The organism is Calothrix anomala FACHB-343 (assembly GCF_014696435.1).
GTDB lineage: Bacteria > Cyanobacteriota > Cyanobacteriia > Cyanobacteriales > Nostocaceae > Aulosira > Aulosira anomala_A.
Genome location: NZ_JACJQG010000015.1, coordinates 33,873 through 55,937 on the forward strand (window position 1 = coordinate 33,873; position 22,065 = coordinate 55,937).

Genomic DNA, 22,065 nt, shown 5'->3' on the forward strand with positions numbered 1-22,065 from the left:
ATCGTTGTAAATCGTGGTTTTCGGGGCGGGTTTACCCGAATCATCGTTGATAATTGAGGATATTGGTGAACCCGCCCCTACCCGAATCATCGTTGATAATCAATGATATCAGTAGGCATCCTCAAACACCTTACCAATCATCCGCCCACGCGCATCAGTTGCGGTAGTTCTCAATTCTTTGAGAGTTTTAAATAAAGCATTATCGACAAAATCTAATAAAGCATCTCCGGTGATACCTTCCGCATCTGCTGCCCAGTTACGCCAACGCAAACCTTCAGGAATCGGAGATTTATAATTATCCTCTAGCAGTTCATATTCTTCTTCACGAGCATCAAAAACTTTGAGGAATATCATCCAAACTAACTGGCTGATGCGTTGCGCGTCACCATCAACGCCCGCATCCTTCCGCATGATATCTTGAATAGTCTTAATTGTAGTGCTGATTGACATAATAAATGATGATTAGCAATGAATAATATGAATTTTGTAGGGGCGGGTTAACAAATATTATTCACTATTAGCGATGATCTTGGTGAACCCGCCCCTACATGGCGATAACGGTAAGGGCGGGTTAACAAATATTATTCACTATTAGCGATGATCTTGGTGAACCCGCCCCTACATGGCGACATCATAAATTTCGTGTTTTAATTCTTGCAAAATTTTTAAATAATTCTGCTTACCACCAAAAATCTTAATTATCTCTAACGGCGTGCCTAAATCGCTGATGGGTTTCACCTTCAACACATCTAAACTTTCAATATCTTCAATTCCCTCATCAGCATACTTATCCAACAAAGCATTTAAAACCGTTCTGGCTTGTTCGCCATACTTGCTAAAGTAATTACGCTTGCGGACATTATTCGCTCTTTCTTTGCGTGTTAGTGGCGGTTGATCAAAAACAACGTGACAAATTAAATCTAAGGGGTCAAAATCCTTACCAATCTCTTTCTCTAACCCTTCCCAAGGTACACCCAGTTCTTGTAATTCTTGAATAATAGCCTGCTTCTGCTCGCTAGAGTGCCATTTCTTCAAGAACGCATCTAACGAAGCGTACTCCTGACTAACTGTTTTGCGAGTATAGTCCTTAATCGATTCCGTAATCAGCTTACCGTCTTTGCCGTGGTATTGCTCGCGAATAAATGCAACCGCCACCTCTTCATCTGCAATTACATACTTTTCTCGCTTTTGCTTGCGGGTAAGCTCACCATCATCTATGATTTCCCCATCATCCCCATTATCAGGCGGATTAATTGGGTCGTTGGGTCTAGGCTGATAAATTTGTACAGGTTCATCATCAAAATCAGGATCAGCAAATAACTGAGTCGCTTTTTTAAAATCGATAATAGTGAAGAACATTTTGCCATAGTCTTCATCAATGCGAGTTCCACGACCAACAATTTGCTTAAATTTAGTCATAGACAGGATGCGCTGATCTAAAACAATCAACTTGCAAGTCTTAGCATCAACACCAGTCGTCAGTAACTCAGAGGTAGTCACAATTGTGGGATATTTACTTTCCGGGTCGATGAAATTATCTAATTCTGCCTTACCTTGAGCATCATCCCCAGTAATGCGCATAATGTAGCGGTTATTCTCTGCTACCAAATCAGTATTTTCATTCACCAATGCTACCCGCATCCGTTCCGCGTGTTCCGTCGTCTCACAAAAAATGATAGTCTTGGCAAAGCGATCGCTTGATTTGAGATAATCTGAAATAATCTGCGCCACTAACTCTGTACGCTTCTCTAAAACCAAAGTTCTATCAAAATCTCGCTGATTAAATACTTGGTCGGGAATTTCTTTACCATATTTATCCCGTTGTCCTGGTTTTGGTTTCCATCCACTCAAATCTTTATCTAAGTCAATGCGAATCACTTTGTAGGGAGCTAAAAACCCATCTTCAATCCCTTGTTTGAGCGAATAAATAAAAAGTGACTCACCAAAATAAAAGCTGTTAGAAACTTCTTCTGTTTCCCTGGGAGTAGCCGTTAAGCCAATCTGCGTAGCACTGCTAAAATATTCCAAAATCTCTCGCCATGCCGAATCCTCAGCCGCGCTTCCTCTATGGCATTCATCTATAATAATTAAGTCAAAAAAATCTGGCGAAAACTGGCGATAAATATTTTTCGCTGCTTCATTTCCCGTTACCGCTTGATACAGCGAGAGATAAATTTCATAAGATTTATCTACCTGTCGCTGCTTAATTTTGGTCATTCTTGCACCAAAGGGTTTAAAGTCATTAACTCTAGTTTGATCAACCAAAATATTCCGATCTGCCAAAAACAGAATACGCTTTTTCGCTCCCGATTTCCACAACCGCCAAATAATTTGAAAAGCTGTAAAAGTCTTACCCGTACCCGTCGCCATGACTAACAAAATGCGATTTTGTCCTTTAGCGATCGCTTCAATTGTCCGGTTAATGGCAATCTGTTGATAATAGCGTGGCTGTTTTTTATCAGGACTGGGGTAATAATCTTGAGCCACAATCGGCTGAATTTCCGAGTCAATCCCCTTCCAATCGCAATATTTCTGCCAAAGTTCCCCCGGTGTCGGGAATTGATTGAGGGGAATTTCCCGTTCTCGCTGTCCTTTGGTGATAGTGCGATCGCACATCATAAAAGCGTCGCCATTGGAACTAAAGATAAATGGTACATCAATTAGTTCGCCAGTTGCGATCGCTTGTTGCATTCCCGCGCTAACACCATGATTATTATCTTTCGCCTCAATCACAGCCAGAGGTACACCTGGTTTATGATACAGCACATAATCAGCGCGTTTTTGCTCACCGCGACTCGCAAGTTTACCCCTCACAATCACCCTACCCTTTGTCAGCGTCACCTCTTCCCGAATCTGAGTATTGATATCCCATCCCCGACTAGTTAGAGCAGGTGTAATAAACTTTGTACAGATATCACGTTCACTCAAAGATTTCTTGTCAATTGCTTCTGACATAAAAGGGTAGGCTTTCAGTTACGAGGATGCTAAGTATAATTCTACGCCTCGACTCGCCTATTTTTCAGGATTCAGCTATGTAATCACCACATAGCCTCTATATTCAAAGTCAAATTAGCTACTAAAAATTGTCACGACGACAGCTAATTTGGCTCAAATATAAAAATTTGTCACTGTACATCTATATATAAAGTGACTGTGACTTTAACCATAAGCTTGCCGCAACTGGAACCATAACTTTGCCGTCAACAAAGCTATAACCCTCATTCTTACCTCAGCTAATTTTGGATGAAATTGACAGTTTGGAACCATAACTTTGCCGCTAGTCCAAATTGGAAGGATAAGCTTGCCGTGAGTCCAATTAAGCATAGAAGTAGGAAAGCCAGCCTCCAGAGGAGAAGCTTCGCTAACGCACTTCCACATTGATTTATACTGCCACTCAATTCGATGCCAGGGACTTTCTCCATAACAACCACATAGCCAAATACATTATTGGCTCATAAGTTCAATCAATTCGCTCACTACAGTCTCTGGATCATTTTCACAAAGGTCGGCATCAAATCTATGAATTCTTACCCCACTGTGTTCAAATAGTCTTTCTCTTTCATGTTCCTTTGCCCGTTTTTGAGGCAAGTGCCAATAACCATCGATCTCCAAAATTGCCCACTTGAATCCTTTTGCTGTGGGGCAACAAACTAAGAAATCAGGCTCAAAGCTTTTATGATATCGTCCCAAACGCATCAAGCTGTTTGGTAAGTACATTAATCCTCGATTCTCAAGTACCTGTGCTACTTTTATTTCAGTACGAGAACGGAAACGCATTGTTTTCCATTTATATATTTTCTGGTTAGGGAACAGTAAACAAGAGTGATTTATGCCTAAATTTTCATATATCGTTCCCTGAAAGTTTGTGCTAGTAAGATTAGCACCGTCAATCAGACATTGATTTAAATTAGCATTTTGCAGATTAGCATTACTCAAGTCTGTTGCTTGAATATCAGCGTAGGCTAAATTTGCTTCAATTAAAGAAGCTCCTCTTAATTGAGAGCTAGTTAACTTTGCTTTGAATAAATTAGCTCTATCCAATTGAGCTAGAGTTAAATCAGCCGCAACTAATTTAGTGTCGGTAAGTATAGATTCAGTAAGATTTGCATAACTAAAATCAGTTTTAGAAAGAAAAGCGTGATTGAAGTCAGCAAGAGTCAGGTTGGCATACCTCAATACGGCTTCCTCAAGAAAAGCACTTTCACCAATCACACCCTTCAAATTCGCAGCAGTAAATCTTGCACCCCGCAAGTAAGCTACTGCCAAGTTAGCTTGTTCTAAATCGGCATCATTTAGCAAAGCCTTAAACATAAAAGCGCATTTAAAGTCGGCTTGTTGCAAGTTTGCGCCTACTAAGTTAGTACCCATTAGATGGGCTTCCCTGAGTTTGGCTCCAACCAGTCGTGAGCCTTGCATATTCGCACCTGAAAGATTGGCTCTTCTTAAGTCAGCACCAGAAAAATCTACTTCGACTAAATTAGCTCCACGCAAGTCAGCTGCTACTAAGGAAGCACCAACAAAATTTTTCTCTCCAGCAGCTAGCCGTTGCAGATTCAATGCAACTTCTTGTTCCTGTTCCATGCAAACTAATTTTTCGGTTTTGGAATGCTCACAGCAAAGCCACCCTAAGACAACTAGAGTGGCTCAAAACATATCACTGTGCTATTGACATTTGGTTTAACTTCTGAGTTAACGCTTCTTTTTCTCAAGTGAACACAGTGCATTTCTCAGTTCATTAGGAATATCCTCAAAATGCTCTAGCAAGAAGTCCATTAAAGCGAGATGGCGCAAGTCTACAATGAGAGGCGACCGATAATTATGGCCTCTTCTAAACCAACGTTGCACGGTAGAGACTGAGCGAGAACAGATTAAAGCCAGCATTTCATAATTGACTTGCCACTTCGAGTAAAACTGTTGGGGAGTCATTCCTAAGCGACAGTTAGCGTAAAGCTGAATCAACTTTTGCTCTCGTTCAGTTATGGGACGAGTTTTGTTCATGATGCTTCTGCTGGCGCGAAAGGTTCGAGGTCTTCTTCCCAAGCCGTATCAGCAATTGTCCAGGCGGCGCTAGGACTATCTTTAGCCAGCCAAATCAGGTAGCGCCACATCCAACAACAGCGATGGGGTGCAAAGCTGTAAAATCTGCCGATCGCAATTCCCCAATCTGTGACATCATCAGACGAAACCCAGCGTAGTTTGTCACCGTACAAAAAGCGAGGTATTTCGACGTTTGGGAAATGATTTGGTAGCTCAATCGACGGCGGCGGGATTTCTACATTAATTTGACTTAGCACCAAATCTGATTTGCCTTGCTCAATAGCGCTTAAATAACTGGCGATTAAATTACTTTCAAGGCTATTAGTTAACCTTTGGATGAGTATTACTGCTAGGTTTTCTAGTTCTTGTCTCTCCACCAAGTATGCTGCATCAAAATTTGGATGGGAAAAATTGCTTAACCGCGATAGTAGTTCTGTAATGCCAAAGTCATCTAAAGCCTGTTGATAAATATCCGAGCGATCGCGTTGAACACTCACAGGGTTTACCATAGATAAAATCTCCTTGAATGGGGAAACCAAAAGCCAGCGTCAGCCGTGGAAAGTTGGGCGCTGGCTTTTGCACAGGCGATTGCATGGTTTGGCAACTAAGCGATCGCCTTTGTTTTGTTACTCTATTGTAGTTATTTGTTATTACTAAATCAAGAGCGTCACTACAAAATTTTCCAAACCCTGCAAAATTGAGGTAAATAGAGTTATTACAGATTTAGGGCTTGAAGCAATAACTAATATGGCAAAGCGTCAGACAACAAAGCTGAACAATCAAATTATCGTCAGGATGGACGATGAGACCAAGGAAGCTTTTATGAATAAAGTTCAGTCTGAAGGGAAAACAGCTTCGGAATTAATCATGGGATGGATTCGTTCTTACCTTGCAGAAGAACGTCACGAAGTACCTGATTTAAGCGCAATTCATCAAGACTTAGAGAATTTAAAGCAGCAAGTTGCAGTAATTCAAAACGAACTCTTGGGAAAAATCGCAGCCTGAGAGATGAAAATGATTCTCTCAGGCGATGGATAGACGAAATCATTAATTCTGCACCCAGGATTCCAAAAGACCCATCAGACACATGACGAGTTTGGTTTTCTTAAAGGAAAACTTGTTATTACAGGTATATATACATAGTAACTAATAATAGTGTTTGCGATGACAATGAGGACAATTTTGCACAAGAAAATGTTGATGTATTAACAAACTCTGACATCTTTAAATTTTTCTCAAAATTTCCATCTATGGCAGCCATATTAATTCAAAGTGAGGAATATGTAGACTTAACGTTTAAGCTAAGAGGCGCACCGATTCCTCTTGATAATGGTTATGTTATCTATAGCGCATTGTCCAGGATTTGTCCTATCCTTCACGAACTAGAGTCTATTGGGATTCATCCGATCGCCGGAATCCCGACCAGGAACAAGTTGCTTGAACTTACTGCTCAATCTCGTCTAAAAATTCGGATTCATCATCAACAAATTCCTTTAATTTATCCTTATTTAGCGGGGCAGGCTTTTCATATAGGACAAAATTCTTATCAACTAGATATTCCCGACTACAAACCGTTAATTTCTTCAGAAAGTGTCTATTCCAGATTAGTCGTAATTACAGGGTTTCAAGATTCTACTAACTTTATTGAAGCTGTTCAACGGCAACTAGATAATTTAGGAATACAAGGAAAAATTGAACTTCTTACCAGACAAGATGGAATACCTCAAAAAAGACAATTAACCATCAATAAACAAGGTAAACAGTTTAAAGTTAGAGGACTTGGCGTAAAAATAAGCGAACTCAACCCAGAAGATTCCTTAACTTTGCAAGAACAGGGAATTGGTGGGAAACGAAAGATGATGTGTGGAATATTTGTTCCAGCGACTCGCAGCCAGGAAGAAGAAGAAACCTCATGATAGTCCCTACCCAACCCAAAATTTCCCTATCTCTCGATGCTGCGGATACGACAATAATGCACCGCGTCGGAATGACCGGGCTTTACATGACTTTAAAGCGATTAGAAAAGCAATATCCCTCATCTCGTCAACGCGGAGGACATATATCATGGTCTTTGACTGCTGATACTATTGAATTATTCTGGCAAGGAAGTGATTTAGTTGCCCTATCTTGGTTAATTAAGGAGTCTTTTCAATTAGATGATACAGGTTTAATTCATTTAGCAGGATTAGACAATGATGCAATATATTTAAGTCAGAAAATCCACATTCATGAGGGAATATGTGCTATTTTCCTACGACTTAATAAGTTTTATCAAGCAGGAGAGATAGTTAACACTGAACTAACGGTTGAAGAAAAAAAAGTCGAGTATCAATATAAATCCCTAAGTTGGTATGCACATCAAACCTTTGCAGAGAAGTTATGCGAGGTAGATACCCAACAACTCAGACATGATTATGTTCAAATAACCAGTTGGTTGTATTTAGGAGGGATTGTTCGCCATGCGAGGACGCAGAATACTACAAAACTGGAAGAGAAACCTGAATACGCCTTAGCATTATTATTTGTACCAGTAGTTTGTCATTATTGCGTACTTCATATTCCATCAGAAGACTTGAAGGAAAAGAAACCCCATCGCTACCTGGTGGTGATTCCAGAAATCAAGGATTTTGAAGATGCTTCTCAAAGAAGATGGCGATTACAGCAATTAGAAACTAAACAGCTTCATGTTAGTAGCGTTGGTGAAGCAGGATTACTTTATTACAGCTTAGACGATATTCAGCCTGAAGGCGATTACTATCAAGCTTGTCAAGTTTGGTTATATGAAAAAATCAATCAAGCTTCTCGTCAAAGGACATTGATGAGTATAGAAGAAATTAAAATTGATAAGAATAATTTAATCACCTACCAACAAGTTCAAAAATACTTTCAAACCAATTATCAGAAGCTTAAATCTAAGCAAATTTTTATTAAAGTGAATCCGATTCGCTCCATAATTGCTGATAATTTAGTACAAGGAATTCATTGGTGGTCTAATTTTTGGGAAAAATTTGTAATAGAGGATTCAAAAGGATATTTATTTAACCAAATATTTCCTAATCGAGAAGGATTCATAATAATGACAGAAAATAGTGAAGAAGACAGGCAGTATCTTATTTTTATTAAGGTATTTCAGCAAGCTATGAAGGGCAACTTTGCTAAAATGTATGCCAAAGCAGAGTCAGGGAAAGACCCTCCAATTAAAAAGAAAGTTGAACGATTAAGAGCAGAGCTAAACTGTTGTTATGATGAATTGTCGTTTAAGGAATATTTGTCCGAGTTTTTAGTAAGAGGAGGATTAAATAAGTATTTCAATGAACACCAAGAAGAGATTTTACTATTAATTAAAAAATCATCTTGGCAAGAATTAAGAATTTGGTCATTGTTAGCGATCGCCAGTTATAAACCCAGAGATAATTCCACAAATGGTGGTGATAATTTATTCCCAAGTAATCAAAAACTTGAAGGAGTGAATGATGAGTCAGAAGAAGAATGATAATAATATTCCCAATTATTATCTTTATGGAACAGTCCTCACTCGTTACGGTTTAGCTTCCTTAAATCATGACATGAGACGAGGAAATAAGACTACTCTGCAAAAAGGCTATTGGAATGGTAAGATTCATTCTTTTGTAGGTTCAAGTGCAATTCGTTGGGCGTTACGTTTTTATCTTCAAAAGCAAGGTTATTTAGTAAATCGAGTTTGGGATGAAGACGAACATATTAATAGGTTAATAAGTGAAGATTTCGACCCAGAACAATTTTATGATGATGATATTTTTGGGTTTGCTTTATTAGAGTCTGCGGAAACAGAGTCGGAGACTTCGCCAACAAAAAGAAAAAAGAAACAAACAAAAACCAGTACTCCGAATCAGCGAATGGGTGCTTTAGCGATGAATATGGCTGTTTCGCTAACGCCTTATGATGGTGCAATTAAGTTAGGGGTAAAAAGTGGCAGAGAAAAGGATAGCACATCGCTTCATTTTACAGAATATCATGCAACTCGATATCAATATTATTTTGGAATTAATGCCAATCACCTCAAAGATTTTTCGCGAATTTTACCTCTGATAGATGGGATTATAAATCTGCCCAAGGTAGGAGGAAGTAGTAATATTTTTAATTATCCTTTCTGTCCCGATAGTTTGGTATTTCAATGGACAAATCATTTTGCTTCATATATTTCCTATTGCTTTGAATATTGCGCTCCTAAGAGTAAGGAAGCAAAATTTACAAAAGAATTTATAGATGAAGTGGAATGCGGACAAATTGACCCTACTCAGTTGTGGATTGGTGGAACAATTGTGAAGCAGTTACAGCAATTAGATAATTTTGAGAGTTCTCCTTTTAAGAAGGCGCATATTTATCGGAATCGAAATGAACTGCTTGAAGATTTGAAAACAGTCATTAAAAAAGATTTGGGGTTAGAAGAATCAAAATGACTGCGCCATTAATTCTCTATTTGGATGTTCCCTTTGTGACTTTTCGGGAGTCCCATGCAAGGGAAATGGGAAAAACCTACCCTGTCCCGCCTCCAGCAACAGTGTATGGGATGTTGTTGTCTTTGGTAGGAGAAAAGGATGTCTATCGCCACTGTGGGGTAGAATTGGCGATCGCAATGTTATCTATCCCCAAAAAGTCGCGAATTTTGCGTCAAATGAGACGGTTTAAGAATGCAGATTTTAGCCATCCAGAGAATAGTATTCCCTGTTATCAAGAAATTTTGTCTAATCTCAAGTGTTGGATTTGGGTTCGTTCTGATGGGGAGAAGATACAACCAAGTTTAAGGGAGAGAATACAGTTAGCGTTTGACCATCCTGAGCTAGTAAGACGGTTTGGTTGTTTATTTTTGGGAGAAAGTGACCAGTTGATTAAAACGATCAAACTTGTCTCAGAAGATTATCTACAGGGGGTGAGACAGTGGGTGATTAGGGATAATCGAGGAAGGTTAACCTTACCTTATTGGGTTGACCATGTGGGGTCAAGAAATACTCGATTTTTGAGGTATCGGATTAAGGAAATGCCAAGCTCACCACCTCCTGATTTGGCGTGGACGATGATTCAATCTCCAATTTGACAAGTATCTCTGATGGGAAAGGGAATTTAGGGTAAAAGAATAGTGGAAAGGTTTACGCGGTAAGGGATATGGTAATTGAGGCAAGGAACAAGGTGCTTGCCATTTTTGGGAAAGTTTATCGGCACTTGGTTTGAGGGGCTGAAAGTAAGGGAAACTTTAGTAAGTTTTGTGTTTTTGGTTTCTCGATCTGAAAGGTACTTGTAAGATAGTAAATGAGCCTTGCTCAGTTAAGGGTTTTCACCTTTGCTGTGATTCGTGGCTTGATGCCGTTAGGCGTTGCTCAAACATAACAACGGGCTACACCAGCAAACCAATCTGATAGAGTGATTCGTGGCTTGATGCCGTTAGGCGTTGCTCAAGTTGAACCCCAGGTTTGCGCGATAGCTGTTAGTCCGTGATTCGTGGCTTGATGCCGTTAGGCGTTGCTCAATTTCTTATCCTTGGTTCCCTGTGTGCAAGGCTTAAGTGATTCGTGGCTTGATGCCGTTAGGCGTTGCTCAAATTTCTTTTTCCATCCTTGAGGGAGGCTTGGGATATGTGATTCGTCGCTTGATGCCGTTAGGCGTTGCTCAAGTAAGGTTCCCTACCTCGCCCAAGGTTGCTATCCAGTGATTCGTGGCTTGATGCCGTTAGGTGTTGAGCAATGAGATACAGGTGAATTAAGGTTGTGTTTACCACAAATTCCTCTTCAACAACTACTTTGACTAGAAATTTTTCCCATTGCTCAATTTGATGAAGCAGTTCTAACCTGCGATAGCTACTTAGTGCAAATGAAGCAGAGAGAATTTCTATGCATACAAGAAAGAGAGGTAAATTGAATCACCTCTCCAAGCGATGGGATAGGTTCTTGTGTTTTATGCTACGTCGGCTACAAGTAAGCCATTAACAGCGATGATGATTATTTGTGCTGCCAAAGGAGTGTCACAGCATTGCCTGTCATCCCTATTACAGGGTTGTGCTACCCATTTCCCCTAGAGATTTTGTTAGAAAGTGCCAAGTAGTTGAGAACCATTCCAGACTTGATACAGTTCACCCAAGTTATCTGGTACTGAGTAAATTTCAATTTCTGGTAATACTGGGTCGGCAAGTTGGTCAATTATTCCTCAAACTCTGATTCAGCTAAGGTTGAGTGTTACAAAAATTTATAGATATTAAGCAGCTACCAGCCATTGATAGAAATTTTCGTCATTCGCATCAGATGGCTGGTAATTATCTATGTAGTTATGTATAAATGAATTAGAGTTTTGTTTTAAATTCTCATTCTTCGGTAGGGTGATCCCAACAACAGAATATGGTAAAGGCAGACTAACGAAGGCAAAACTCAGTCACTTTTAGGCAGAAAAAGCAAAAGATGCCGCGAAACGAGCAACAAACGTGTCGAGAGATTATTGAACCTGCCTTAAACCAGGCAGGCTGGGAGTTTGACAGGGAGGTGGAGATTGGCCCTGGTAAGGTAAATTTGAGTGGGGAGCAGATGTATGACCCGACACAAAAGATTGTTGCTGACTACGTGCTGCGTCTGTCACGGATGCCTTTGGCAATTTTAGAGGCAAAGGCTGAACATAAGCCTGCTGCTGATGGAATGCAGCAAGGATCGCGTTATGCCCAACGGCTAGGGCTGCGGTTCTCAATTGCTTCTAATGGACAAGAATACATACTCACTGATAATCATACAGGTGCTTATCAGCGGTTAACTCAGGTTCCTACGCCTTGGGAAATTTTAGATCGACTGGGACGCTCCAACATTGATTGGGATGCATGGCAACCTGTATTTGAGTACCCCTGGTATGAAGATCAGATTACTCGCCGCAGAGTGCGCCCATACCAGGAGATGGCTATCTTTGAGACGCTCGACCGCTTTAGCCAAGGAATGACCCGTGTTCTGCTGTTAATGGCGACAGGTACAGGCAAAACCTTCACTATTTTTCAATTAGCCTGGAAGCTGTTGCACGGTAATGTGTTGCAGAACAACAGAATTTTATTTGTCACCGATCGCAATAGTCTTAAAGATCAGGCTTACCGGGCGTTTGCAGGATTTGCTTCTGATGAACGGGTGGTGATTGATAAGAATACGGTACGTCGGAACCAGCACCAGGTTGGCAAGCTTTTCTTCGCCAATTATCAGAACTTGGATGAAGAATTCAATGGTAAGAAAATTTACGAGTATTTTGAGCCAGATTTCTTCGATCTGGTAGTAGTGGATGAATGCCATCGTTCTGGATTTGGCGACTGGTTTGGGGTATTAGAGTATTTCGGCTCTGCTTACCAATTAGGCTTGACCGCAACTCCACGGGAAATTGACGATAGTGGTCGTCCGTTAACGGAGGAGGAGCAGCGACGGGATACCTACAATTACTTTGGGGAACCTGCCTATACCTATTCATTAAAGCAGGCGATTGAGGATGGCTACCTAGTTCCCTATCTGCTGGAAGAGCGGATCAGTAACGTAGATGCAAATGGATACACGGGGCCTGATGGCAAACGCTATACAACGAATAACTTTGAGCGAGAGATCCGTTTGCCAGACCGGACTCGGTTTATTGCTGAGGATTTGTGGCAAATTTTGGGTCGATATGGGCTACGCCAGGAGAAGACTATCGTTTTCTGCGTGGATGATACCCATGCGGCATTCATGGCGCAGGAACTCCGCCGAATTTCGGGTGATAATAATTATGCTGCCAGGATTACGCGATCAGAGCGTAATTCTCACCAGCTTGAACGGAATTTTGCGGAAATTGGCTCAGGTAATCCTCGTGTTGCAGTAACGGTTGATTTACTCACGACTGGCTTTGATGCGCCGGATGTGAAAAACATTGTCTTTGCACGTCCGCTTAAGAGTTCCATCCTTTATAAACAGATGAAGGGGCGGGGAACCCGACTTTGTGAGGACATTGACAAACGGTACTTTACTCTATTTGACTACGCTGGAGCAAGCCAGCTTGAGGATTCAGAATTTGATGGACATCCAGCAAATACTCAGAAGCCAAAATCGAAGTCCAAGTCTTCATCTGGCTCTGGATCTACTCACAGGGCGGAAGATACAACTCCTAAGCCCGTGGCTGAGGGTGTATCAGTCATTCTCTCGAATACGGAACGCTATGTCTGTTTAGCTGATGGGCGCAAGATTCCTTTTGATGATTATTGTGAGCAATCGAAGGAAATTATTCGCAGCATTTCTAGTGCAACATTAGATGAACTATTACAAATCTGGATTGACCAAAGCAGCCGAAAAGAACTTTATGAGGAATTGAAGGATCGGGATATTTACATCTCTGCTTTCCAGCACTATCTTGATTTAGATCACACAGACGGGGTAGATATTCTGGCCAAAGTAGGCTTTGACCTAGTAAAAGTTCCAACTCGGCACGATCGCGTAGTGCGTTTTTGGGATCAGGAAGAATATTGGCTCCTGAATCAGGTAGATGAACAAGGCATTCCAGAGGAGGAGCAGCTAAAGTCTCGGTTCTGGCAAGCAAGCTTAGATCACTATGCCTTATTTGGCATTGACGACTTGGAGCGGGGAGCTACCTACAGTGCGCCTCAGTTTGTTGCCTTATTTGGTAATTTCAGTAGTATGCTGAAACGCTATGGCGGTGCATCTGCTCTGAGGAATGACCTAGAAGCAGTGAAGCATCATTTATATGTGCCAATGGTAGCATGAGGATAGCGAATGATAGGGACGACTACAGGAAACGGGACAGTTGATCATCGCCGCCAAGAAGTGCAGCAGGCGGTGAAGAATGCTTGCGATCAACTAAATAGTGATGGGGTAACTCCTCGTGACTATGTTGAGCAATTGGCATGGCTGTTTTTCTTAAAGGCATTTGACGAGATTGAGCAACGGCGTGAAGATGAGGCAGCATTTGAGGAGAAACCCTACACTCGCCTTCTGAACGGCGAATTTCAGTGGTCTGAGTGGTCAAAGAAGACTGACAGACCTGACGAAATGTTGGAATTCGTCAACGGGCGTTTGTGGGGGCATCTACAAAACCTAGAAGGAGATGGAGCAGCCGAGCGGATTAAGCGCATTTTTTCTTCTGTTAAAAATCATTCTCGCCGGGGAGCCAGTTTCGCCCGTGTAGTACAGCAGATTAACCGTTTGCACTTCAGTGATGATACTGATGTAATCGTGCTGTCAGAAATTTATGAGGACTTGCTGAAACGGGTAGCAGGTGATTCTGCTGGGTATGCTGGGGAGTTTTATACCCAGAGACATCTGATTCGGGCTATGGTTCAGGTAGTACGTCCAAAGATGGGCGATCGCATCTATGACCCGTGTTTTGGTACAGCAGGCTTTTTGGCGGAATCTGCGGAATATATTCGCCAGCATCATGGCGTATTGAGCGGTGGTGATTTGGAGTGGTTGAACGATGAAACCTTCTTTGGAGTTGAGAATAAGCCTCTCACCTACCTGCTTGGTACTATGAATATGCTGTTACACTTAATTGAAGGAGCGCGGCTAGAACAAGCAAACACTTTAGAAATTCACGCTTCTAATGTGCCAGAGAAACACCGTTACAGCGTCATTCTGGCAAATCCGCCCTATGGTGGCAAGATGGCAAAGGAACTGCAAACCAATTTCACGATCAAATCAGGTTCGACTGAAATTCTATTTTTACAGCACATTATGGCGAACCTTGCAAAAGGCGGACGGGCAGGGGTAATAGTGCCGGAAGGTGTACTGTTTCGAGGTGGCCCCGATGCCAAAGTGCGAGAGCGTTTACTCACTGAATTTGATGTTCACACTGTTCTATCATTGCCTGCGGGTTGTTTTCTGCCTTATACTGCGGTTAAAACCAGTATAGTTTTCTTTGATCGTCGAATGGATGGAAAGACAACTGAAAGCGTCTGGTATTACGATTTAAAAAATGATGGCTTTGAACTTCAAAGTACTCGTCGTCCTATTCCAGGCGAGCAAATCTCTGATTTTTTAAGTAAATGGGAAACGCGAATTCAGGGTAATAATTCTTGGCTAGTAACTGTTAAGGAGCTTCAAGAAAGGAACTGGGATCTTTTACCTAAGAATCCGAATACCACAGATGACTATGAGCATCGCCCAGCACTTGAACTAATTCAGGGTATCAAAATCAGAGAAGAGAGAATTGTTGTGTTACTGGGTGAGCTTGAAGAAAGCTTTGGCGGAAAACTATGAATTTAAATCTGGAGGCTTGGGAAGAGAAAAAACTAAGCGAATTAATTTACCTTTCAAATGGAAAAGGGTTAACAAAAAAAAATTTTTCAGATGACGGAGTATTTTCTGTATATGGAGCGAATGGAGTTATTGGAAGGAGTGATGAAGCTTATATAAAACATAAGACTATCTCAATTGGTCGAGTAGGCTCTTGTGGCGCAGTAAATATCATTCTTCCTCCAGCTTGGATTACAGACAATGCTATGTATGTTTCTAACATTCATGAAAGCTTGAATTTTGATTTTTTGTATTTTCTATTGCAAAACATCAACCTTTCAGAAAAAAGAAAGCAAGGAGTAATGCCTTCTTTATCTCAGAAAGAAATCTTAGATTGTAAAGTAAAAGTTCCACCATTGGAAGAACAGGAATATATAGTTACTCGCATCCAGGATTGTCTTGGCAGATTGGAGGAAATTGGCATTCTTAACAAAGATAATATTGATGCGATCTACTCTGTAAAACGCAGCCTAGTTCTTGGAGAACGACGCTCTGATCGAGATTGGGTGGAAGTTGGTGAACTAGTAGATTGGATAAAAGACACTGAGTCAGTCAGCGAAACAGAAACATACCATTTTGTTGGCACTAAATCCTTTGGTAAAGGTCTATTCCACAGTGCAACCCGTACAGCCCAAGACTTCAAATATCCAAGCTTGCGCCGCTTGCGACATCGAGACTTCATTTATGCCAAACTCATGGCTTGGGAAGGTGCATTTGGCATGGTTCCTAAAGAATTCGATGGTTTCGTGGTTTCCCCTGAATTTGTCGTCTTTCGCACCAAAGATGGCATCATTTGCCCCGAAGTCCTCGATACTTATTTCCGTTCCCCCATTTGCTTAGAGGATGTCAGAAATGCCAGCACTGGATCAAACAAACGCCGCAGACGAATAAATCCGCAGGCATTTCTAAAACTAAAAATGCCTGTTCCACCCCATGACGTGCAGGAGCAACTCAAAAAGGTTTATGAGTTTGAAGCAAAAGCGGCAGAAAGTTGGAAGGATTTGCCTGAGACACTGGAGAAAATCCGCCAGGGTATCTTGAGGAAAGCATTTGCCGGAGAACTCTAGTAGGCATTTAGGCAAGATAGGTTATTTTATGTTTCTTTTGAGCTTCTAGCCAGTAGTAAGAGCAGATGAATTCTTCAAAACAGCGAGATATCAAAGAAGAGCTATGGAAAGTGTTGGACACCTACCGAGCTAGTGGCAAAGTCGGAGTGAATATTGTCATTCATGCTACTGTCTTCCTGTTTTTAAGGTGGGCAGATTTTTACGAGGCAGAGCAGGAGGCGATCGCTGCTTTTGATGGGTTTGAGTATAATCCCTCACTGCCTCATCATTTACGCTGGCCAGCTTTGAAGAGCCTGTCAAAATATGACCTAGAAAAACTCTGGCGTAACGAATTGCCTGCTAGTCTAAAAGCATTAATTCATGTACCTCTGGGGCAACTACTGCGTCACATTGCCTACGTGATCGAGTTTAATCCTCCCTATTTAGCTGAACCCTTATTCCAGCTTTTCTGTTGGGTTGACTCCCTTCCTTTTGAAACGCCTGAAGACCGTTCAGCTTGTGGTATGGCACTCGAAAGCCTTATCTCTCAGGCTAGTTTTGCAAAAGATGGTGGACAGTTCACCACACCCCAGTCTATTGTAAGTCTCATGGTTGCGCTGGCAGACCCCAAGCCAGGAGAGCGAATTTATGACCCTTGCTTTGGCATGGGTGGTTTACTTGTTGCCAGCGTCCGTTACATGATGAAACGCGCATATTTACTACCCCCAAAAACTTGGTTAGATATGCGAGATAACAGCATCTTTGGGGTAGAGATAGATTCTGTTCCTTATGTAATAGGATTCACTCGTCTCTTACTTGAAGGTATTGATCGCCCTTGTATAGAACTCGGCAACACACTTGACCGCCCCCTAACTCAAGCTTTTACTGGTTCTCCCCAACTCAGAAACCCCCCCAGCCGAGAAGCTGTGTTTGAGCGGCCAAGGCGATCGCCATCAATGCAGGGAAATTTAGAAAGCTCGCGAACAGATGAGGGATTTGACTGTATCCTTGCCGTTCCACCTTGGGGTAGTAAGCAAAACACTTATGGCTATCCGAACCACTTCCCTATTCCAGTGGGAAGTATGGAAGGATTATTTCTTGAACATGTCATGTATTCTCTACGTCCTGGTGGTAGAGCAGTTATTGCATTGCCAGATGGCGTACTGTTTCGTCATGGGCAAGAACGCAAACTCCGGGAACGCTTGCTAACCGACTTCTGCGTAGAAGGTGTTTTGGCTCTGCCTGCGGGCGCATTTGCCCCCTACACGGGAATTTCTTGTAACCTCATTGTTATTCATCGTAATACCCCTGCGCCTTCTGTACGTTTCTTCCAGCTTGATGAATTTCTACCTAATCGCCAAAAAGCGACAAATTTTACCCCCATTGAACTAGAATTAAGAGCAAAAGAAGTTGTTAGCATATTCCGCGCCAACGAAACAACTGAAAATCTATGGAATACTTCTATTGATTCACTGGCTCAACGGGATTGGGAATTAGTAGTTAAGCGTTCAGGAGATACTGCTCTCTTAAAACGACTAGAAGATTTACAGAATGCTGATCCTAAGCTTAAAGTGCAATCACTGCGAGATGTTGCAGAGGTCTTTTTTAGCATTGCTAATCACCAGTATCGAAATTACACAACTAAAAATCCACGCGATTCTGAAGTAGCCGCAAACATCCTCCGTGCCTCGGATATGCGAGATTTTGGTATCCGTGAACCTGAGTTATTCCTCACTCGCTTCGGGGAAGCAAGGCTAGAAGGTAAGTTAAAACCTGAATCGTGGCTACGCCCTGGTGATATTGTTCTGTCTACTTCAGGAAAAATTGGTAAAGTCGCCTTTTTTACTGATTCAGCAGGTTTTCGTAAAACATTAGCTGCTGATGGCATTGTGGTTATTCGCTCAAAAGATGAAATCGTCACACCCCAGTTTTTATTCACCTTATTTCGTTCCCCTGTCTATCAACAGTGGCTGACAGGACATGCCCACGGTATGTCAGTTCAACATCTATCTGTTCAAACGTTGAAAGACCTTGCCGTCCCCGTTCCGGCAATAGCCCTGCAAGATTGGTTATGGAAGCAAACAGAAGGAAGAAATATTGATGCTTTAAATATTCTTCTGCAAGGAATTACTGGCACAGCCGAAGATCCGATTTTGAAATGGCTGGAGCGGTCGAAAGCTGTTGCTGCCATTGGTATTCACACAGAAGATAGTGAATACAGATTACGGTGGCTTAATCAATTTATTAAAGAATTACTAGATTTCAGGAATCAGTGGGCACATTCCCAACTTAGGCAGATTTCTCCAGAAATTACCCCTTGGTTGGCCAGGATGGCTGATGCGGCGATTGCCCTGCGAAACATCCAAGATATACCCAGTGGAACGGGTCGCATTGCGGTACTTGAAAATGCCCAAATCACTGTTCAGGAAGCACTCATCAATCTCAACACAGCCTCTATCTCTGCTGATCCAATCCGAAAAGTTAGCTCCAATGTTTCCAGACTGATATCGCAAGAAATAAATTTGTTGCTTGAAAACTTTGAAGTTGAAATCAACCTAACTCCTACCAGTGTTGTTCTTGGCATTCCCAATGAAGTAGCACTTAAAATTAAAAACATTGCAACTGTAGCCTTGAGAAATCTTCATATCCGCACGTCTCCTAAAATAGGTACGGGTGCAACGGCTTATTTAAAAGAAGACGAAGAATTTTCAATTCCATTGCTCATAGAACCCCAACAGGTGTCAGGAACATTTGACTTTTTAGTATTGTGGACAGCACAACGGCTAGATGGCACCTCAGTTCATGGCGAAATCTCCCTTGCTCTTGCCATTCGATCACTACGAGAATCATTTACTCCTGCCAATTTAGGAGCTAGTCCCTACATAGTAGGTAAGCCGATTGAACGAAAGGAGATGTTTTACGGGCGGGATGATGTCATCGAACAAATTAAAGACCTTCTCAATGATGAGACTCAATCTAATGTAATTTTGCTTGAGGGGAATCGCCGTGCTGGAAAAACTTCAATCTTAAAACAGCTTCAGCAACGTGACAATTTACCCAACTGGCTGATGGTCGAATGCTCTTTGCAAGGGGCAGATAGCATGGCGACTCGTGACGTTTTTCGTCTCTTTGCTAGAAAAATTTGGGAGGCTTGTAGCGAAGTCGGGATTTCAACTTGGCTGCCTAGCCAGCTACCGCCCACTTTAGACAAGCCCATTCAATTACAACTTGTGAAAGCTTTAAGTGCCACATTTTCTGGAGACAATCCATTTGAGGAATTTGAACTTTACTTGCAAAGTGTCTTAAAAACGATTCAACCCCGGAAACTGCTCCTAATGCTGGATGAGTTTGACAAGCTTCAGGAAGGCATTGATAAGGGAATTACTAATCCTCAAGTTCCAGAAAACATCCGTTATCTACTTCATACCTACTCAGATATGTCGGCGATCATTACAGGTTCGCGACGCTTGAAGCGGTTGCGAGAAGAATACTGGTCAGTGCTGTTCGGTTTTGGATACCAGATTGGCATTAGTTCCTTGCCGCTAAATGCTGCGAGAAATCTAGTAACTGAACCAGTTAAGGGTCGATTGCAATTTCTACCTGAAGCCCGCGATCGCATTGTCAGCCTGTGCGCCTGTCAACCTTTTTTAATCCAATCATTGTGTACTCGTGTTTTTGAGCAGGCAAAGCGTCAAGCTGAAAGAACTGTTACGCCTACCCTGGTTGAATCGGCAGCAACAGCAATGGTGGAAGACAATGAACATTTCCGCACACTCTGGAATTATGCAGGAACTGAACGCAGGCGCATGATTTTAGCAATTTGTCAACGTTTTGTAGGGGGTGATGATCCAACAAACCTCGATTTTTTAGAAACGAAATTTGAGGAATTTGGGGTTCGTGTGCCTCAAAAACGAGGGCTGGGGGAAGATTTGGACTTTTTAAGAGAATTGGAATTAATTGAGTTTGACTCAACAAAGGGTCGAGAGGCTTATGCTCTCTCTATTCCACTAATGGAGAAATGGATTCAACGTCATGTTGATGTTGAAGACCTTAAACGGGAAGCAATCAGAGAAAGTGAGGAGATTTTGTAATGACTGAGTTTTATCAAGTGTTGGGGGGGAGTGTTCCAAAACTGCTTGGACGAGAAAAAGTGCTGGCGAGCTTAGAAAGCCATTTGCTGAAGCCAACACCTGATCATGTATCAGTTATTGGGTTTGCTCGTTATGGAAAAAGTGTATTACTTAATCATTTAGCAGATAATTACCGTGCTGGAAATGAATATTTTACAACTTCTTTATACATTGACTTCCGTCACGCAACACCCACAACTGATGAGGAGTTTAGGTGCTGTTTTGCTAAAAGTGTTAAATCAACTATTGAAAAATTCCGGCCAGAAGTTGCAGAGTATATTGAACTGACTGACGGCAGTAGCATTCATGAACTACTCGATTTTGCATTTGGGGAGTTAAACAATACAGGCGATCGCTTGCTTGCTGTTCTAGATGGATTCGATCACGTTCTGGACACTTCAAATATTACCAGAACCCTGTGGGACAATATGCGAACGCTGGCACTTCACTCCAGTTTGACTTTAGTTACAGGCAGTCGTCGTCCCCTCCGAGAACTGTGTGCTTCTGAAGAATCGAAATCCTCTGACTTCTGGGAAATTTTTTATGACACACCATTAGAAATTAACAAGCTTGAAGATGCTGACTGGGAAGGGTTTCTCAAACCCATGCTAGACAAACAAATTACAATTGAACCTGCGGCAAAACGAGAAATAGTTGTCTGGACTGGAGGAGTTCCCCTTCTTGCAGCTGCCCTAATGCGTGAGCTTTGTAAAGAAACTGCTGAAAGAGCTAGTTTATTACAGAGTGATGTTGAACGCATTGCCGAAAAAATGGTCGCTAGTCAGTCCCAACTCATATCAGCTTTGTGGGATGACTGTAGCGATGAAATGAAAAGTGATTTAGCTTCTGCTGCGGCAAAAGGAATTCCTCAAAATCTTTTGCCGCATAGTAGAAAATCTGAATTAGAAAGACGAGGTTTTCTCCAACTCACGGGAGACACCCTAAAACCAGCCTGCAAAATAATGGAGAAGTATGCTCGTGTGAGAACGCCAGGAGTTAACAATCTTCGTGGCTTGTTTGGGAATACAAATGTCTTTGAAGAAAATATTCAAGGTACACTGGAACTGCGATTTGCTCAAATTCCCCAGGTAGATCAAACTATCAGCAACTATGTACGCAAAGCAATTCGAGATATCTCCCCATCACCTCGAGACTCTCTCGTTTGGATGCGAAACATTGCAGAACGTTCACTGGACTTGATTTGGGAAAAGGAATTGCCTCGCGATCGCTCAATTCCTCCGAACTGGATAAACGAATGGAAAAAATCCGGCGAGTGGAAAGAAGAATTGTTAGATTCAGGCAAACGGCTTCCTAGAAGTCGTGGAGAGCAATGTAACATTTTGCGCCTTGCAACTGGTACACAAAATTCCCATTTTGTTACTAAATATGTTACCAAATCTACCTACTTATTAGTAAATCATGTTAAGTCAGTCGGCGACTTTGGACAACATCGAGAAAGCCGAGATTTTATAAATATAGGAACTGCTGCCTCTTTCTGCATGAGTGCGATCGCTCTTTGCGAAAGCCTGTACAATGACCTGAATCGCTCATAAATACGAAATTTGGAATTCTGTGGTTGCGGGAGATTTG

The 22,065-nt window shown here is 41.8% G+C and carries 15 protein-coding genes and 1 CRISPR repeat array; of the genes, 10 read left to right on the forward strand and 5 right to left on the reverse strand.

From position 1 onward, the window contains the following. Positions 1–108: 108 nt before the first annotated feature. The 5 genes from H6G08_RS10720 to H6G08_RS10740 form a co-directional block, all read right to left on the reverse strand. Complete coding sequence (locus tag H6G08_RS10720; protein ID WP_242046121.1) at positions 109–450, reverse strand: type I restriction-modification system subunit M N-terminal domain-containing protein; 342 nt, start codon at positions 448–450, stop codon at positions 109–111. Between the two features lie 168 nt (positions 451–618). Next, the gene (hsdR, locus tag H6G08_RS10725; RefSeq protein ID WP_190541529.1) at positions 619–2,955 is read right to left on the reverse strand and encodes an EcoAI/FtnUII family type I restriction enzme subunit R; all 2,337 of its coding nucleotides are present in this window, start codon (positions 2,953–2,955) and stop codon (positions 619–621) included. Between the two features lie 489 nt (positions 2,956–3,444). Next, positions 3,445–4,581 (reverse strand): pentapeptide repeat-containing protein, encoded by a 1,137-nt coding sequence (locus tag H6G08_RS10730; RefSeq protein ID WP_190541532.1) that lies wholly within the window; start codon positions 4,579–4,581, stop codon positions 3,445–3,447. A gap of 108 nt (positions 4,582–4,689) precedes the next feature. Next, on the reverse strand, positions 4,690–4,998 hold the full coding sequence (locus H6G08_RS10735) for a helix-turn-helix domain-containing protein (RefSeq protein ID WP_190541535.1): 309 nt from the start codon (positions 4,996–4,998) through the stop codon (positions 4,690–4,692). After that, entirely contained in the window at positions 4,995–5,546 is a 552-nt protein-coding gene (locus H6G08_RS10740) for a hypothetical protein (RefSeq protein ID WP_190541537.1), read from the reverse strand. The genes H6G08_RS10735 and H6G08_RS10740 overlap by 4 nt, the downstream gene beginning before the upstream one ends. A 238-nt stretch (positions 5,547–5,784) precedes the next feature. Between H6G08_RS10740 and H6G08_RS10745 the strand changes: the two genes are divergently transcribed. The 10 genes from H6G08_RS10745 (at position 5,785) to H6G08_RS10790 (ending at position 22,028) form a co-directional block, all read left to right on the forward strand. Then, complete coding sequence (locus H6G08_RS10745) at positions 5,785–6,042, forward strand: hypothetical protein (RefSeq protein WP_190541540.1); 258 nt, start codon at positions 5,785–5,787, stop codon at positions 6,040–6,042. Between the two features lie 245 nt (positions 6,043–6,287). Then, positions 6,288–6,953, forward strand: a complete 666-nt coding sequence (gene cas6 / locus H6G08_RS10750) for a type I-MYXAN CRISPR-associated protein Cas6/Cmx6 (RefSeq protein WP_190541543.1) — start codon at positions 6,288–6,290, stop codon at positions 6,951–6,953. After that, positions 6,950–8,530 (forward strand): type I-MYXAN CRISPR-associated Cas8a1/Cmx1, encoded by a 1,581-nt coding sequence (gene cas8a1 / locus H6G08_RS10755; protein ID WP_199322493.1) that lies wholly within the window; start codon positions 6,950–6,952, stop codon positions 8,528–8,530. The genes cas6 and cas8a1 overlap by 4 nt, the downstream gene beginning before the upstream one ends. Continuing rightward, positions 8,511–9,476: a CRISPR-associated protein gene (locus H6G08_RS10760; RefSeq protein ID WP_242046123.1), complete on the forward strand. Its 966-nt coding sequence runs from the start codon at positions 8,511–8,513 to the stop codon at positions 9,474–9,476. The genes cas8a1 and H6G08_RS10760 overlap by 20 nt, the downstream gene beginning before the upstream one ends. Continuing rightward, positions 9,473–10,111 (forward strand): type I-MYXAN CRISPR-associated protein Cas5/Cmx5/DevS, encoded by a 639-nt coding sequence (gene cas5, locus H6G08_RS10765; protein ID WP_190541549.1) that lies wholly within the window; start codon positions 9,473–9,475, stop codon positions 10,109–10,111. The genes H6G08_RS10760 and cas5 overlap by 4 nt, the downstream gene beginning before the upstream one ends. Positions 10,112–10,359: 248 nt before the next feature. Then, positions 10,360–10,755: a CRISPR direct-repeat array (repeat unit 36 nt; unit sequence GTGATTCGTGGCTTGATGCCGTTAGGCGTTGCTCAA). Between the two features lie 707 nt (positions 10,756–11,462). After that, entirely contained in the window at positions 11,463–13,772 is a 2,310-nt protein-coding gene (locus tag H6G08_RS10770; RefSeq protein ID WP_190541552.1) for a DEAD/DEAH box helicase family protein, read from the forward strand. A gap of 9 nt (positions 13,773–13,781) precedes the next feature. Then, positions 13,782–15,263: a type I restriction-modification system subunit M gene (locus H6G08_RS10775; protein ID WP_190541555.1), complete on the forward strand. Its 1,482-nt coding sequence runs from the start codon at positions 13,782–13,784 to the stop codon at positions 15,261–15,263. Continuing rightward, positions 15,260–16,366, forward strand: a complete 1,107-nt coding sequence (locus tag H6G08_RS10780; RefSeq protein WP_190541558.1) for a restriction endonuclease subunit S — start codon at positions 15,260–15,262, stop codon at positions 16,364–16,366. The genes H6G08_RS10775 and H6G08_RS10780 overlap by 4 nt, the downstream gene beginning before the upstream one ends. Positions 16,367–16,431: 65 nt before the next feature. Then, positions 16,432–20,436 carry an N-6 DNA methylase gene (locus H6G08_RS10785; protein WP_190541561.1) on the forward strand — a complete coding sequence of 1,335 codons (4,005 nt, stop codon included), beginning with the start codon at positions 16,432–16,434 and terminating at the stop codon, positions 20,434–20,436. Next, positions 20,436–22,028 carry an ATP-binding protein gene (locus tag H6G08_RS10790; protein ID WP_190541564.1) on the forward strand — a complete coding sequence of 531 codons (1,593 nt, stop codon included), beginning with the start codon at positions 20,436–20,438 and terminating at the stop codon, positions 22,026–22,028. The genes H6G08_RS10785 and H6G08_RS10790 overlap by 1 nt, the downstream gene beginning before the upstream one ends. The last annotated feature ends 37 nt before the right edge of the window (positions 22,029–22,065 follow it).